The organism is Salinispora pacifica CNR114 (assembly GCF_000514775.1).
Classification (GTDB): domain Bacteria; phylum Actinomycetota; class Actinomycetes; order Mycobacteriales; family Micromonosporaceae; genus Micromonospora; species Micromonospora pacifica.
Genome location: NZ_AZWO01000044.1, coordinates 1 through 14,692 on the forward strand (window position 1 = coordinate 1; position 14,692 = coordinate 14,692).

At 70.5% G+C, this 14,692-nt stretch carries 8 protein-coding genes and 2 rRNA genes; 6 read left to right on the forward strand and 4 right to left on the reverse strand.

What is annotated here, in order from left to right:
• A 23S ribosomal RNA gene (locus B118_RS0121615) occupies positions 1-83 on the forward strand; the annotation flags it as partial.
• Between the two features lie 84 nt (positions 84-167).
• Positions 168-284 (forward strand): 5S ribosomal RNA (gene rrf, locus B118_RS0121620).
• 639 nt (positions 285-923) lie between these two features.
• Here rrf and B118_RS0121625 read toward each other — a convergent pair.
• Positions 924-2,804 carry a VanW family protein gene (locus B118_RS0121625; RefSeq protein WP_026185529.1) on the reverse strand — a complete coding sequence of 627 codons (1,881 nt, stop codon included), beginning with the start codon at positions 2,802-2,804 and terminating at the stop codon, positions 924-926.
• Positions 2,805-3,008: 204 nt separating this feature from the next.
• On the opposite strand from B118_RS0121625, the gene nudC reads away from it, so the two are divergent.
• Positions 3,009-3,950, forward strand: coding sequence for an NAD(+) diphosphatase (gene nudC, locus B118_RS0121630; protein WP_028193427.1), 942 nt, complete (start codon positions 3,009-3,011; stop codon positions 3,948-3,950).
• On the opposite strand, the gene B118_RS0121635 is transcribed toward nudC, so the two are convergent.
• Both B118_RS0121635 and B118_RS0121640 read right to left on the reverse strand, forming a co-directional pair.
• Positions 3,936-5,207: a lipopolysaccharide biosynthesis protein gene (locus B118_RS0121635; RefSeq protein WP_028193428.1), complete on the reverse strand. Its 1,272-nt coding sequence runs from the start codon at positions 5,205-5,207 to the stop codon at positions 3,936-3,938. The two genes, nudC and B118_RS0121635, sit on opposite strands and share 15 nt — an antisense overlap.
• On the reverse strand, positions 5,204-9,511 hold the full coding sequence (locus B118_RS0121640; RefSeq protein WP_028193429.1) for an alpha-(1->3)-arabinofuranosyltransferase: 4,308 nt from the start codon (positions 9,509-9,511) through the stop codon (positions 5,204-5,206). The genes B118_RS0121635 and B118_RS0121640 overlap by 4 nt, the downstream gene beginning before the upstream one ends.
• Before the next feature lie 169 nt (positions 9,512-9,680).
• On the opposite strand from B118_RS0121640, the gene B118_RS0121645 reads away from it, so the two are divergent.
• The 3 genes from B118_RS0121645 to B118_RS0121655 are packed head-to-tail and all read left to right on the forward strand — an operon-like array spanning position 9,681 to position 13,497.
• On the forward strand, positions 9,681-11,558 hold the full coding sequence (locus B118_RS0121645) for a hypothetical protein (RefSeq protein WP_202902357.1): 1,878 nt from the start codon (positions 9,681-9,683) through the stop codon (positions 11,556-11,558).
• On the forward strand, positions 11,559-13,310 hold the full coding sequence (locus B118_RS0121650) for an MmpA family trehalose lipid delivery protein (RefSeq protein ID WP_028193431.1): 1,752 nt from the start codon (positions 11,559-11,561) through the stop codon (positions 13,308-13,310).
• The gene (locus tag B118_RS0121655; RefSeq protein ID WP_018812937.1) at positions 13,303-13,497 is read left to right on the forward strand and encodes a hypothetical protein; all 195 of its coding nucleotides are present in this window, start codon (positions 13,303-13,305) and stop codon (positions 13,495-13,497) included. Before B118_RS0121650 ends, B118_RS0121655 begins: the two co-directional genes overlap by 8 nt.
• Here B118_RS0121655 and B118_RS0121660 read toward each other — a convergent pair.
• Complete coding sequence (locus tag B118_RS0121660; protein ID WP_028193432.1) at positions 13,482-14,678, reverse strand: glycosyltransferase family 4 protein; 1,197 nt, start codon at positions 14,676-14,678, stop codon at positions 13,482-13,484. The two genes, B118_RS0121655 and B118_RS0121660, sit on opposite strands and share 16 nt — an antisense overlap.
• Positions 14,679-14,692: the final 14 nt, after the last annotated feature.

Consider the following 14,692-nt stretch of genomic DNA (forward strand, 5'->3'; position numbering starts at 1 on the left):
AGACGACTGGGTTGATAGGCCGGAAATGTAAGCTCGGTAACGGGTTCAGTTGACCGGTACTAATAGGCCGAGGACTTGACTACTAAGTTGCTACGCGTCCACTGTGTATCTCTTGGCAAGCAAACATTGCCTGTGGTGTTGGGTGTGTTTGATATGTCGATAAGTGTTACGGCGGTCATGGCGGAGGGGAAACGCCCGGTTACATTCCGAACCCGGAAGCTAAGCCCTCCAGCGCCGATGGTACTGCACTCGGGAGGGTGTGGGAGAGTAGGACACCGCCGGGCAAAACTTTTGTTGAGGGCCGACCCTACCCGGGTCGGCCCTCAACGCTTTTCCCGCCGGGCACACCACCCGGAAGACAGTCTCCGGATGTTCGGCCTGGCGCCGGCAGCGTGTCCGGTTCGCCGGACCTCGTGACACATCGGTTCAGATCAGCCCGGATTTCGGGGGCACCTCGCGGTTTTGGATCAGAACGAGGGTCGGAGCTAACGAGTCGGAACGCCACGCCGACAGGTCCAGGCGGGCTCGCCTACCCGTACCCACTCCGGGTTGCCGGCCTGCGCGCCGGGCCCCGCCAACGTCGGCTGGGTGGGCTTGGACAGCGGTGGCGGCACGTGATCCAGCCGCCGGGCGGGCCCACCTCGCTGGGGGTTTGTCGCCTGCTCGTCGAACGTCGGTCGGCCCGACCGCACCCGGTTCTCCGCGTCGCCGTCGTGGTCCGCCGGATCAGTGGCCGGGGGTGGTCTGTTCGCCGGCGGCCGAAGCGCTCAGCAGCTGCCGGCGACAACAGCGGCTCGGCCACCGTACGTCGGTGTCAGGAGCTGTGGTTGTCGGATGCCAACGAAGCTGTGTCGCCGATGACGAGGAAAGGGCCCTGCCGGGGCAATGCCGACAGGGCCCCTCAGTTCAGGTGAGGGCGGGGCTCAGGAGGGTTTCGGGCCGCAGATGAAGCGTGGCTCCGCGGAGTAGCGCCAGCTGAACTTCTCCCGCTTCGCCTCCTTGCCGTTCTTGTAGAACACCCGGTAGGCGTTCTGGCTGAACCCGTCGCTGCCGTTGGCGGCGATGCAGTCCGGGCCGGGCTCCAGATAGACCGTCTTCGGCTTGGTGATGTTGCTTCGGGGGCCGTACTCCGTCTTTACCTTGTCCCAGACCTTTGTGCTCCAGATCGAAACGGTGATCTTGTTCGACGTGTAGGAGGTGTCGATCAGGAGTCCGTACTCGGTGTTGTTGCGGAACTTGAAATCGAGATCTGGGTAGAAGATCGTGGACTCGATGACTGCCGGATAGCGGCTGAAATAGTACGAGTGGGGCTTGTGCTCGACATCCTCCAGCCCCGCGTAGTAGGTGGCGTTGAAGAGCGTCGTGGTGAACTGCGAGACCCCGCCCCCGACTCCCGGCACGAGCTTGCCATTGAGGATGACCGGAGCATCCTGGTAGCCCTTTGCGTAGTTTCGTTCGCCGGTGTGCTTGTTCAAGGAGAACGTCTCGCCGGGCAGCACCAGCGTGTTGTCGACGTCCTTGGCGGCAGTGATGATGTTCTGGCTGCGGGGCGAGGAGAGCCCGCCGGAGAACTGGGTGGTGAAGGTCGACACCTTCTCCTTGATGCCCAGGCCGGCCAACTTCTCCGTGGTGAGCTCCGGCTTCTTCGTTTCGAGTGTGCCGCTCACCCGGCGGTCGTCCGCCTGCGGCAGGACCGCGAGCAGAGCCTCCCCGAGGCCGTCGGCGTCCAGTTCCTTCCCGTTCTGGCTGTCGATGATCTTCGGCTTGCCGTCGGTGAGCGTCATCCGGGCGTTCTTCGGGGTCACCTCGACCTTGGCCAGGTCATCGCCGAGCGCGGAGCGGAGTCGTTTGACATCGACCTTCGCCGACAACGTGCCGGCCTCGTCGGCGGTGAACAGCAGGCTCTTCGCGATCGCCTCCGGCGGGATGCTCACCGAGCCCTGGTCCGTCGTCAGGGTTACCGGGGCCGCCACGGCCGGCTTCGCCAACTCGGTCACCAGCCGGTCCACCTCCTCGGCGGTGGTCACCGGGTATGTCTCGACCAGCGGAACGGTGACCGGATCGCCGCTCAACCAGCCCTCCCGAACCGCCTGCGCGGACTGCTCCGGGTTGAGCTCCAGGCTGGGCTTCGGGTGGGTTGCCTTCGGGGTGAGGCCACTCCAGGTGATGCCGGGCATGGTCATCTCGCGGCCCTGGTCCCCCAAGACCTCCACGAGTGCCGCGTCGAGCTTCTCCACGTCCACCGTCGCCACCGGTGGCACCGCGCGGGAGCCGGCGAGGCGTTCGAAGACGTGCGCCTCCACCTGCATGGCGGCCCGCACAGTGGCCTCCACGTCAACCCGGAGACCCACCTCGGTCGGCACCAGTTCCGCGGTGTGTTGGCCGACGACCACCGGCAGGGGGGCGCTCAGCATGGCGGCCTGTTGTTCGACCGCCGCGTGCAGCTTCTCGACCGCGGCTGCCTGGCTCTGACCGCCGAGATCTGTACCGAGGACCGTCGTGCCACGGGGCACGTCACCGCCGTACGCGAAGACGCCGATGCCGACTGTGGAGGCGAGCACAACAGTGGTGACCCCGGTGGCAAGCAGCAACCAGGCGCGGCGCATCCGCCCCCCGCCCGGTGGAAAGGACCACTTCCCACCGGGCGGAAAGGACTTTTTGCCGCCAGTTAGAAAGGCCCACTTCCCGCCCCGTTGGCGGTTGACGGGTTCCGTCTCCTCAACGGGCCACTGCACCGCGGTTACCTGGACGGTGGGCCGGTCGTCGGCGGGCAGATCTTTGTCGCCGTACAGGGTCACAGTCACCTCGACTAGGGGCGTCGCGCTCGGGCGGTCATCACACCCGGAAGGAAACTACGGTAACCAACATGTGCCCGTGGCGGCAGGTCGTGTCCTGCGTCGCGTGTCGCGTCTTCCCGATCCTCGCGGGTCGGCCCGGACGTGCGACGGCGGCGGGCGAGATGGTGCCGCCCCGCACCCGGTAGAACGGGGTTCCGTACGGTGGGGTCCATGCGGGAGGACGAGGTGGCCCTGGCGTACGGCGGTGGTTGGGTGGACCGGGCCGGTGCCCTCCGCGCCGATCCGGAACGGCTGGCGAAACTGCTGGGCGCGGCAAACACCAGGGTGCTGCCGCTGTGGCAGGACCACTGCCTGGTCAACGAGGCGGTGTCGGTGCAACTGAGCGGTGACGCGGCGGCGCGGGCCCGCGCCGCCGCAGCGGAGACGGTCTTCCTCGGGTTCGCGGCGGGGCGGGCAGTCTTCGCGGTGGACCTGTCCGAGCTCACTGAGGACGCCGCACTGGCGGCCGCCGGGGCGACTCGGGTGGTGGGGGTGCGCGGGCTCGTCGGGCGGCTATCCCCGGCCGAGGCGGCCATCCAGGGGTACGCGCGTGGCCTGCTGCACTGGCACCGGCAGCAACGGTACTGCGGCGCGTGCGGTGGGGCGACCAACGCCCAAGATGCCGGGCATGCCCGGCGGTGCACGGATCCGGGCTGTGCCCGGCTGTACTTTCCCCGGATCGAGCCCGCCATCATTGTGCTGGTGGAGTCAGCTGGCTCGCCCGGCCGCTGCCTGTTGGCCCGGCACGCCGGGGCGGCTGAGAACGCGTTTTCGACCCTCGCCGGCTTCGTCGAGGTGGGGGAGACGCTGGAAGACGCGGTCCGGCGCGAGGTGGCCGAAGAAGCGGGCGTCGTGGTGACGGACGTGGCGTACCAGGGGTCGCAGGCCTGGCCCTTTCCGGCGGGGCTGATGGTGGGCTTCCGGGCCACCGCCGAATCCGACGAGATCCGGGTGGACGGGGTCGAGCTGCTGGAGGCGCGCTGGTTCACTCCCGCCGAGCTGCGTCGGCGGGCGGTGGCAGGCCATCGGCTCGGCCGGCCGGACTCGATCGGCCACCAGCTGCTCAGCGACTGGCTGGCTGAGGACGAAGCAGCCGGGTCAGCTCCCCGCTGACGCCCGCCGTGGTGCCGGAACCCGCGGGTCGGCACGCGCTGGGGTCGACCGCCACGTGCGGAGCGTCATGACCAGGGTCGTGGTCACGGCGGCTCCCAGGGTGGGCCAGAGCAACCCGGCGACGGTCCGTGGCGCGGTCCACAGCGCGACCGTCGCCAGCAGGACGCTGCCCACCCAGAGCGGCGCGGCGGGCCAGCGGACACCAGTGGCGACCGCCGCGTTTAACAGGACGAAGACGACGGCCCAGAGCGCTCCGACCGCGGCGAAGAGCGGCGCTAGGGGGCCCAGGTGGGTGTAGTTCGGGCCGCCGGCGAGTTGGAAGGCCAGGGCGCCGGCGAACGTCGAGCCGAGAATCAGCAGTACGCCGCAGCCGGCGGTCACGGCGAGCGTGACGGCCCGACTGAATCGATCGTCGCGGGCCAGCCGGGGTAGGGCGAGCACGGTGGCGACCTGCGGCGCCCACAGCGCGCCCTTGGTCAACACCGTACCCACCGCGTACCCGCCGGAGTCGTCGACCGGCAGTAGCTGACGGGCGAGGAAGAGGTCCACGTAGGAGACGACGAGCATGGCGAGCATCGCGGTGCAGCCGGTCAGGATCTGGCCGGCGTTCAGCGGTGGTGCCGTGGAGGGGGTCCGCGGGACGGCCGACCGGGCCAGGGCGGCCAGCCCGACCGGGGTGAGCGCGGCGGTCCCGGCGCCGAGCAGCAGGGCTCCGGTTGGGCCGGCGTCCAGCAGCAGACCGACCAGCACTCCGCCGTACCGGCCGGCGGCCAGCAGTCCCATGGCGATGGCCAGTCGAACGAACCGTTGCCCGCCCTGGAGTTCCCCCAACGTCCGGCAGGAGAGCACGATGGCGGCCGTGATGACCGCGGAGAGGAGGAGCACCTCGACCGGAAGACGCAAGCCTTTGCCGAGTAACGGGGTGGCGATAATCAGGGCGGACGCGCAGAGGGCGGCGGTCAACAGGGCTGCGCGGCGGGTCTGGGTGGGGCCGTGCTTCGCGTGGTGCACGGCGACGGCGAGCTGTAGGCCGAACCCCGGCACACTCGCGATGGCGATCAGGCCGAGCGCGGTGGCGAGCGCGCTGAGCTCGGCGGAGTCGAGCTGGCGGGCGGCCAGTACCGGGGCCAGGTAGGCGAGTCCGTTGCCCAGCAGCCCCGCGGCGGTCACGGCTAGGCCGGCGGTGCCGAGTGCCCGGACGCCGGTGCTCGGGGCACGCGTCCCCGAGCCGTCCACATCGTTGGTTCGCCGGCTCACACGGCTTCCGAGGGGTCGGATTCCCGCCGGGAGGCGTCCGGGGCGGCGGCGCCCGGCGACTGCATGGGCACCTCCACCGCCGGGGGCACCGGATCGGGGCGCTGGGGAGCGCGGTGGACGGACCGGTGTCGAAGGCAGGTCGACAGCCAGAGGCAGCCGAGGGCGAGAACCATCAGAAGCTGCGGAAGGGCGGCGGTGTGCCGCTGTGTGGCGTCCAGGTACGCCCACCCGGCGAGCAGGACGAGGGCGGCGGGAAGCCAGGACTCGACGAACCGGGGGGCGAGCCGTACCCAGCGGGGGTCGGTCGGCCGCGGTTCGCGTAGCGCACCGGGGAGGGCGAGGAGGACTCCAGCGGCGACGAGTGCCCCGCCGACGAGGCCGCCGAGCAGGATCAGGGCGGTCGCGCCGACCGCCAGCAGGGGCAGCGAGCGGGGGGCCCGGCGTCGCGGTCGCCGGGTCGGCCGGGCCGGGCCGCCGCCGCGGCGTTCGGGGAGCAGCGCGAGAAGCGTGACGCCCAGGAGTAGGACGCCTCCGGTCAGGAGCGCCACCTGGTACGGGCGGTCCGGGGTGAAGCGTAGGACGACCTCGCCCGCGGCGCCGGCGGGTAGCATCCAGCCCTGCTGCCAGCCGTCAACGACCACGGGGCGTAGCGGCTCGCCGGCGAGCGTGGCCTGCCAGCCCCGGTTGGTGTTCTCCCGCACCGCGAGTAGCCGTTCGGCGGCGTGCCCGGCGACCTGTACCCGCCGCTCGGTCGCATCCCAGGCGGTGACCTGGAGGGCGCTCGGGCCCGTCACGTCCGTGGGCTGCTGCGGTACGAGAGCGACCCGGGTCGGCGTGGCGAACTGGCTGGCGGCGGCGACGAGGCGGTGCTCGGCGGCGTCGAGCGGTAACTCGGTGTCGGTGCCGCACGGCTCGGCCGGCACCTCCCGCAATTCCAGGAGGTCCCGCATCGTGCCGCGTAGGGCGGTGGTTACGGTCTCTTCGCCGATCGTCAGCGTTGGACCGGAGCCGCAGTCCAGCGTCAACGGCGCGTCCAGGTCTGCTGGGCTGGCAGGGGCGCCCGGAAGCACCGTGAGCTCGCCGACCGCGATCGGCAGGGGTTCGGGCAACCGAAATCCGTACGGATCGATGCTGGTGATGGAGGGCTGGTCGAGGAACTGGATGGTGAGCTCTTTGGTGCGGATCGGCGGATCCAGGGTCAACACTCCGTCCTCGCTGAGCAGACCGCCGCGGATGCCATCGTCGGCGATCACCCGCACGCTGCCGAGCCGGGTGGCTGCGACGGCCGGGTCGACGGCGAACCGGAGGCCGTCGATCACCTGGGTCTTCAGCCAGGTGAGGCGCAGGATCGGGGCGTCGTCGCTGAGCGCCGGTGACCAGCTGGTGGCCGGGTCCCCGTCCAATACCGCGCCGGGGCGGCGGGTCGGATGCGGGACGCCGGTTGACGAGGCGCTCACCTCGGGCGCCAGACCCAGTGCCTGTGCGGCGGTCACCGCCTGGTCGAGGACCGCGTGCAGGGCAGCGCCGTCCATCGGGCGGGCCCACAGCTGCGGGTCGTAGGTTCCGGCAGCGGGCAGGATGAGCGTACGGTCGATCGTGCGTCCATCCTCCGAGCCGCGGATCGCGTTGGTGGAACAGGCCGGTTTCCCGTCCACCTGGAAGCAGGCGGGCGTGCGGGGATCCGCGGAGACGACGACGGCCGGTGGTTGGTCGGTGGCGGGTGCTTCCGGCAGCCGGAGGGTGCGACTGGTCTGGATGCCCGGGATGCTGATCTCGGAGATCCCCACCACCCCGGCACCGAGCGGACGGAGGGCGAAGGTGTCGTCGATGGAGATGTGGACGCGTCGGGTGGCGTGGCTGCCGTCCAGGTCGAAGATCATTCGATCGCCGAAGCTCTCCACGGTCTGGCTCTCGTACCCGGCGGTGACGGTCGCCGTGGTCGGCACCACGTCCGCGGTCAGGTCGAAGCTGAGCTCGACTCTGGTGACGTTGGTCGGGTTCTCCAGCGTTATCTCTATCCATTGTCGATCGCCGCGGTGGTGCGGGGCGGACTGCCAGGAGGTCGTCGGGTCACCGTCCATGGCCGCGTACGGCTGGTGCTCGGAGCGGTTCCCGCCAGGAATGTCGACCTGTGCGCGTGCCGTAGCTGCGCGAATCGAGCTGATGCCCGCATACTCAGCCACTGTGGACCAGTCCGGGGCCCAGTCGGGCAGGTAGTCGTGCGCGGGGGCCGACGGCGCGAGGGGCTCGTCGGCGGTATGGGTCTGCGAGACGTTGTCCTGGGACCGACCGAAGGAGACCTCGCGGCGCCGCAGTCCGTCGGTCATCGCCACCGGACCGTAGCCGTCGCCGGCTTCCGCGTCGCCGGCCAGGACTGTGGGGGCGGGACTCAGCAGGCCCGCCGCCGCGAGGTCGAGCAGGGACTCCGGGCCACCGACGACGGTCGCGACATCCCTCCGGTCGTAGGCGACTACCGGCTCCACCCGGCGGTTGACCTGGTAGACCTCAAGTGCCCGGGCGGGCACGTCGAGCCCCTGGTCGCGCCGCTCGTCCACCGCCTCCGGCCCACCCCGGACCGGGCCGAAGGTGGTGACCCGGGTCAGCCCCGGTGAGCGCTGCAGGGCCTGGCGAACCACGGCGGGGCGGGTCGTGTCGGAGCGACCGTGGTCGAGGTCGGCGCGGAACAGCACGTGGCTGATCCCGGAGCGGGCGAGAAGGTCGGCGAGGCCCGCCGAGCCGGCGCCGGAGCTGAGCGTGGCTTCGATCGCGTCCAGGAGTCGGATGGTGGTGGGCGGGGTGAAGGGGATCGAGTTGCGTACCGCCCAGCTGCTCTCCAACAGCGGTTGGACGATCTCGTCGGTGGTGCTGCCCCAGTCGTAGGCGGGACGGCGAGCCCCGGGTACGACGAGCACCCGTCCCGGACCGGTGTTCGCGTCCAGCCAGTCGGCGGCGTCCTGCCAGTACTGCGGTACTACCCGCGCGCTTCCCGGAGTGGCGAGGCCGCCGACGATCGCCGGGCTGGCGACCGCCGCGACCGCCGCCATGGTCACGCCGGTGGTGATCCAGGCTCGCGCGACAGCCGGCCGGCGTCGCGCGGCGGGCGCGGTACGCACTGCCCGCCCGACCAGGCAGACCAGGTGGGCCAATCCGAGCGCCAGTGGTAGGCGGAGCAGGACGTCGAACTTGTGGGTGTTCCGTAGCGGTGCGCCCACCCCGTCGAGGAACTGTTGCTGTCCTCCGGCGAGGAGATTGGGGAGATCGCTGACGTGTCCCAGCCCGACCATCGCGGCGCCGAGCACCAGGCCGGTGATGAGGAAGCGGCGGTGCGGCATCCCGCGCCGGGAAAGCCCCAGTACACCCAGGGCGGCGACGGCGAGCGTGGCGAGAACCAGCCCAAGCTCGGTGGCCAACCGGGCGCCGCCGGGGATGGCCTGCTCAACCGGGGAGGCCAGGTACGCCACCCAGTAGGAGGCACCGCGGAGCGTCGTCACGGCGTCGGTCACGCTGGTGGTGCTCTGGGCGGTTTCGATGTAGTCGAGAAACGGCGGGCTGTACCGCCCGAGAATGAGCAGTGGAACCAGCCACCAGGCGGTGGCCAGGGCGACCGCGCCGCACCAGGCGGCGATTGCGGTGATCCGGCGGCGGATTGGCGTCAGGGTGGCGAGCCAGAGCAGAGCGAGCGGCACCACCGCGAACACGGCGGTCGCATTGACTCCGCCCGCACAGGCCACGGCGAGTGCCGACGCCGCGACCGCCCGACGTAGTGGCGCACCTCGGGCGAGGCCGACCAGCGGGATCAGTACCCACGGTGCCACCGCGCTGGGCCAGGATTCGACCGAGGACCAGCCGAGCTGGGTGAGGATCCGGGGTGACAGGGCGAAGGCGATGCCAGCGATCATGCGTCCGGCGGGGGAGCCGATGCCGAGGCTGCCGGCCAGCCGCACCACACCCAGGTAGGCGACGCAGAAGAGCAGCGCCCACCACAGCCGTTGGATCACCCACGGTGCCAGGCCAAGCTCCGATCCCACCAGGAAGAACGGACCCATTGGCCAGAGATACCCGTAGGCCTGGTTCTGCAGCTGGCCGAAGGTGCCGGTCGGGTCCCAGAGGTGCAGCGAGCGGAGTAGCCACCCGGCGGGATTGACGTTCAGGTCGACCTTGGTGTCGGGGACGATCAGCCCGGGTGCCTGCTGGAAGGCGAGGCCGGTGAGGACGACGCAGATGGCGAGGTGCCGGAATCTCTGGTCCAGCCGTTGGGCTCGATTCGGCCGTGCTCCGGCGCCACTGGTCACCTCTGCACGCATGTCGCTCCTGTTCCGCCGGTGGTACGGGTACCGGCAGCCGACGATGGTTGAGCGACGCAGCCGGGACCGGGGGGTGGGCAGGGGCGGCGGCAACGGTTGGTGTGACGAACATGGATGGATGGCCACCCCCCACGGCGTGTAAGCGTGTGGCAGGCTGCCGAGCATGTCAATGCCAGAGGCTGGGGCTGTGGCACCTGGAGAGCCCACCGCGTCGATGCCCGACGAGCCGCGAGCGTTCGCGCGGCGACTTCGTCCCGACCGCGTCGGAGCGGTGGCGATAGCCCTCATCGTGGTGTCGGTCGCCTGGCGGGCCGGCCTCGCCGCGCGTGGCTGGTTCTCCCAGGACGAGTTCGTGCTCGCCGCCCAGGCCCTGGACGCCCGGTTGGACGCGGACTTCCTGTTGGGAACCTTCAATAACCATCCGACGCCCGGCGGCCTGTTGATCGCCTGGCTGATGGTGCGGCTGGCCGGTTTCGCCAGTTGGCCCTGGGTGCTGATGCTGGCGGTGGGACAGGCGGCCGTGGGCATCGCCGTCTACCGGCTGCTGCGTGACCTGCTGCGGCCGGGCTGGGGCTTGTTGGTCCCGTTGGCCCTCTTTCTGTTCAGCCCGCTGACGCTGGAGGTGTCGTCGCTGTGGCTGGTCGGGCTACTTCTGTTGCCGGTGCAGCTCGCCCTGGTCCTGGCGGTGCGGGCGCAGGTCCGATATCTGCGTACCGGCCGTCGCCGGCACCTCGCGATGGTCGCCCTGTGGCTGCTGTTCGGGCTGCTGTTCGACCCGAAAGCGCTGCTGATTGCGCCGCTGTTGTTCCTGCTGACCCTCTTTCTGTTTACTGACGGTTCGCCGTGGCGCAGCCTGGTCACGGCGGTGCGTCGGCACTGGCCGGTCTGGCTGTCGCTCACCGTGCTCTCCGGGGCCTACCTGGCGTTCTACCTGACCCGACCGGCTCGTGCGCTGGACCAGCTGACCTCACCCGGTCAGGCTTTTACGTTCCTCGGCGACCTGGTCGGTGCGACCGTCGTGCCGGGCCTGCTCGGGGGGCCGTGGCGGTGGACCCACGCCGGTGACGGGCCGCCGTTGGCGGATCCCTATCCGGTTGCGATGTGGCTGTCGTGGCTGGTGCTGGCGACCCTGGTTGTGGTGACCGTTCGGCGGCGCCGGTCGGCGGCGCGGGCCTGGCTGCTCCTGGTCTGCTATCTCGGGTTGGTCAGCGCGTTCTTCGCGGTAACCCGCCTCGGTGGTGTGCTCGGCCCAATGGTGGGCACGGTCCCACGTTTCGTGGCCGACGTGGTTCCGGTAGCCGCGATCTGTGTCGGGGTAGCCCTGTTCGGGCTTCGCGACACCGGCGAGCAGGACCGGTACACCCCCCGGCCGCTACCGGGACTCCCGCGCGTGCTCGACGCCGTCGCGGTCGGTCGGGTGGCGGTCGCTATCCTGGTCGCGGTCGGGCTCGGTACGGTGTGGAGCACCGTCACCTTCGGCGACAACTGGAGCACCAAGCACGGCCGGGAGTACCTCGCCACGGCCCAGGCCGAGCTTGCCGCCGCGCCCGCTGGCACCGTTTTCCTCGACACGATCGTCCCCGACCGGGTCGTGTCCGGCTATTTCTGGCCGGACAACCTTCAGTCGCACTTCTTCCGACCGGCGGAGCACCAGCCGGAGTTCGTCGAGGTGGCCGAGCTGCCGGTGACCTTCGATGCCGAGGGTCGAATCCGGCCGGTCCGGATCGAGGGAGTCAAGGTTCTGCCGGGCCAGGTGCCCGACTGCGGGCACCTGGTGGAGAGCGGGCGTACGACTCGGATTCCGTTGGCAGCACCGGTTGCGGAGTGGCCGTACGTGGTGGAGCTCGGCTACCTGAGCTCCGGCGACGCGACGGCGACCCTGCGCCTGGGCGAGGCCACCCGGGAGGTCACGCTGCGGAGTGGACTGAACCAGCTGTATTTCCCGTTGCACGGTGCGGGGGAGGCCATCGAGGTCACCATCAGCACGCCAGACATCGCCCTCTGCACCAGGTTGATCACTGTCGGGCGGGTGGTGCCGGCGTCGTGAGTGGGTGACCGACCAGCCGATCGAACCCGGGTGGTTCGAGATCGGCTCCTGTTGTACGCCGTCGCGGCGGTGGTGACGGCGATGGTGCTCGCCCCACTGGCAGCACCGGGCTACGTGTTGCGCTACGACATGGTGTTCGTGCCCCGGCAGCCGCTGACCTGGGATCTCGTGGCGCCAGCGCAGGGCCTGCCGCGGGCGGTGCCGATGGATGCCGTGGTCTCGGTGCTCACCCAGTTCGTCCCGGGCTGGGTGGTGCAGCGGATCGCGCTGGGCGGGGCGGTCCTGCTGGCGGCGGTCGGTGCCGGGCGCCTGGTGCCGACCGAACGGACCGGGGTTCGGCTGCTTGCCGCGGTCGGCTACGCCTGGACGCCGTACCTGGCCGAGCGGTTGTTGATCGGGCAGTGGGGGCTGCTGGTCTGCTATGCCGCCCTGCCGTGGCTGGTGCGGGCGGGTTTGGAGTTGCGGGCCGGGCGGGCCGGCGCGGTGGCGCGGGTGCTGCTCGCCGCCGCGCCGGCTGCGATCACCCCGACCGGTGGGCTGATCGCGTTTGGTGTGGTGTCGCTGCTCGCACCGCGACGGGGACGTTGGCGGGGATCGACGATCGCGGTGGCGGGGGTCGCCCTGCTCAACGCCCCGTGGGTGACCGCTGCCCTGGTCACCGACGCGGGCGGAACCTCCGACCCGGCGGGAGTAGCCGCCTTCGCGCCCCGGGGCGAGAACTGGGCGGGTCCGCTGACGGCGCTCGCGGGCACCGGGGGCATCTGGAGCGCTCAGGCCACTCCGGCGAGCCGAGCTCTGCCCCTGGTGCCGTTGGTGACCCTGGTGCTGCTGGCTCTGGCCGGCGCCGGGGTCGGGCTACTGCGGCGGCGGACGTCGCCGGGCGTCTCGGCCCGGCTGTTGGTGCTGGCCGGGGCCGGCTTCCTGCTCGCTGCGCTGGGCACGGTGCCGGGGACCGCCGATGTACTGCGGTGGGCGGTGGCGCAGCTGCCGGGGGCCGGGCTGCTTCGCGATGGGCAGAAGTTTCTGGCGCCGTACGCGTTGCTGCTGGTGGTGTGTGTGGCGCTGGGCGCCGAGCGGCTCGTGACCCGGGTGGAGCGGACGAACCGGGAGGTGGCGGGGGTGGTGCTGGGTGGTGTGCTGCTGCTGCCGGTCGCGGCTATGCCGGATCTCGCGTTCGGCGGCGCGGGTCGGCTGTGGCCGGTCAGCTATCCGGCGGATTGGCCGGTGGTGGCGGGGCGATTGGCCGCCGATCCCGGCGGGGAGGTCTTGGCGCTGCCGTTGAGCGGCTACCGCGCGTACCCGTGGAATGGCGGGCGGACCGTTCTGGACCCGGCCCCGCGCTACCTACCGGCGACAGTCCTGATCGACGACACGCTCCGGGTCGGCGACGTCGCGGTGTCTGGCGAAAACCCGCGTCTGCAGGAGATCCGGCAGCTGATTGGGGCGGGACGGCCGGCGGCGGAGACGGGGGTGCGCTGGGTGCTGGTCCAGCAACACCGCGCGGACCAGGTCGATCCGGCTACCCTCGCCGGCCTCGAACTCGTGTACCAGGGGGTGTTCCTGGCCCTCTATCGCAATCCAGCCGCACCGCCGAGCCCGGTGATGGCCGCCCCGGCTCGGTGGGCGGTGGTGGTGGCGCTGGCTGTCGCCGTCGTGGTGGTGATCGCTGCCCTGTTTCGGCGGTACGCCGGTGGGCTACTGCGTGGTAACCTCCGCTCCGAGGTTCAGACATTGGAGGATTGGCATGCGTAAAGCCCTGACCTTGGTCGTCACCGGCCTGGTGGCGGCGGTGCTCGGGATCCTGTCTCTCGGTGGGCTGGCCGCCGCTACGACCGCCACCGAGGAGGAGGCGGTTTCCCAGGCTGAAGAGCTCATCGAGAAAGCCAAGCAGGCCAACGAGCCGGACCCCTACACGCCCGCGATCTACGGCAGCAGGTAGGACGGGGCGCCCCGTGAACGCGTCTGACGGGGCGACTCCGCGCTCTCCAGTAGAGCGGCGAAGCGGCTTCCGGCAGCCGGCCAGGTAAAGGTCGCCGCGTGCTCCCGGGCCGCGTCCCCCAGTTGCTGTCGTAGCTCGTGGTTGTGTAGGAGGGTCCGTACCTTCGCCACGTAGTCGTCAACGTCGTCGGCGAGAAGCCCCGTTTGGCCGTCCAGCACCGCCTCGCCCACACCGCCCGCGCTGCGGAACGCGACCGTTGGAGTGCCCGCCGAGCCGGCCTCCACGATGGTCAGACCCCATCCTTCCTTCAGGGACGGGGTCAGCGCCACCCAGGACGAGGCGAGGAGGGCCGCTTTCTCCTCCTCCGGCACGAATCCCCGGAACTCCACCCGGTCGGTGATGCCCAGGTTGTTGGCGACCTCGCGGAGCTGCCCTTCCCACCAGCCCTGGCCGGCGACGACCAGCCGCAACTGCGGCAGCTCGTCGGCGAGGGTGGCGACCGCCTGCAACGCCACCTCGACGCGCTTGTGCGGGACCAGTCGGTTGAGCGTGACGAGCAGCGGGGAGGCTGCGCGTTCCGCGTCGGTGGGCGGGAGCGGCGGGGTGCCGTTGTGCACCACGGAAATCTGCTCCGCGGGTACGCCGAGCTGGATCAGCTCCTGACGGGTGGCGTCGGAGACGGTGATGTGGTGGCAGTGCCGGTAGACGAATATGGCGAAAGATGACTCCACCCACCAGCCGAACCGAGCTGCCCATGCCGGAAGTACCACATGCCATTGTTCGCGATGAATATGGTGGATAAGCTTGACGATCGGTCGACGAGCCCATAACGGAGTCATGAATGGCAGGCCGTTGCAGACATCCACGAGCACGTCCGGTCGGCCGCCACGTCGGCGAGACAGGGGGCCGACGCCGAAGGCGCCGGCGAGATAGTAGAACGCGGCCCACAGGTAGACGGTGTGGCGGCCACCGCGTCTGACCAGCCGAATCCCATCCTCGTTGACCTCGTCGGGGAGGCCCTGACGATGTGCGGCGCAGAACAGCGTGACCCGGAGGCCGCGGGCTACCAGCTCTGCGGCAATCCGCTCAACGTATACCTCGGATCCACCGCCTTCGGGGTTCCGGGTGTCCCGCCAGTTGAGGAACAGCACATGTCCGGCGGTGGCGGAAAAGTGCTCCACGTGATCCCTACTCC

What these genes read in the sequence shown, in the direction of transcription:
- nudC (WP_028193427.1), top strand. Translation starts at nt 3,009, where the DNA reads ATGCGGGAGGACGAGGTGGCCCTGGCGTACGGCGGTGGTTGGGTGGAC.
- B118_RS0121640 (WP_028193429.1), bottom strand. Translation starts at nt 9,511, where the DNA reads ATGCGTGCAGAGGTGACCAGTGGCGCCGGAGCACGGCCGAATCGAGCC.
- B118_RS0121645 (WP_202902357.1), top strand. Translation starts at nt 9,681, where the DNA reads ATGCCAGAGGCTGGGGCTGTGGCACCTGGAGAGCCCACCGCGTCGATG.
- B118_RS0121655 (WP_018812937.1), top strand. Translation starts at nt 13,303, where the DNA reads ATGCGTAAAGCCCTGACCTTGGTCGTCACCGGCCTGGTGGCGGCGGTG.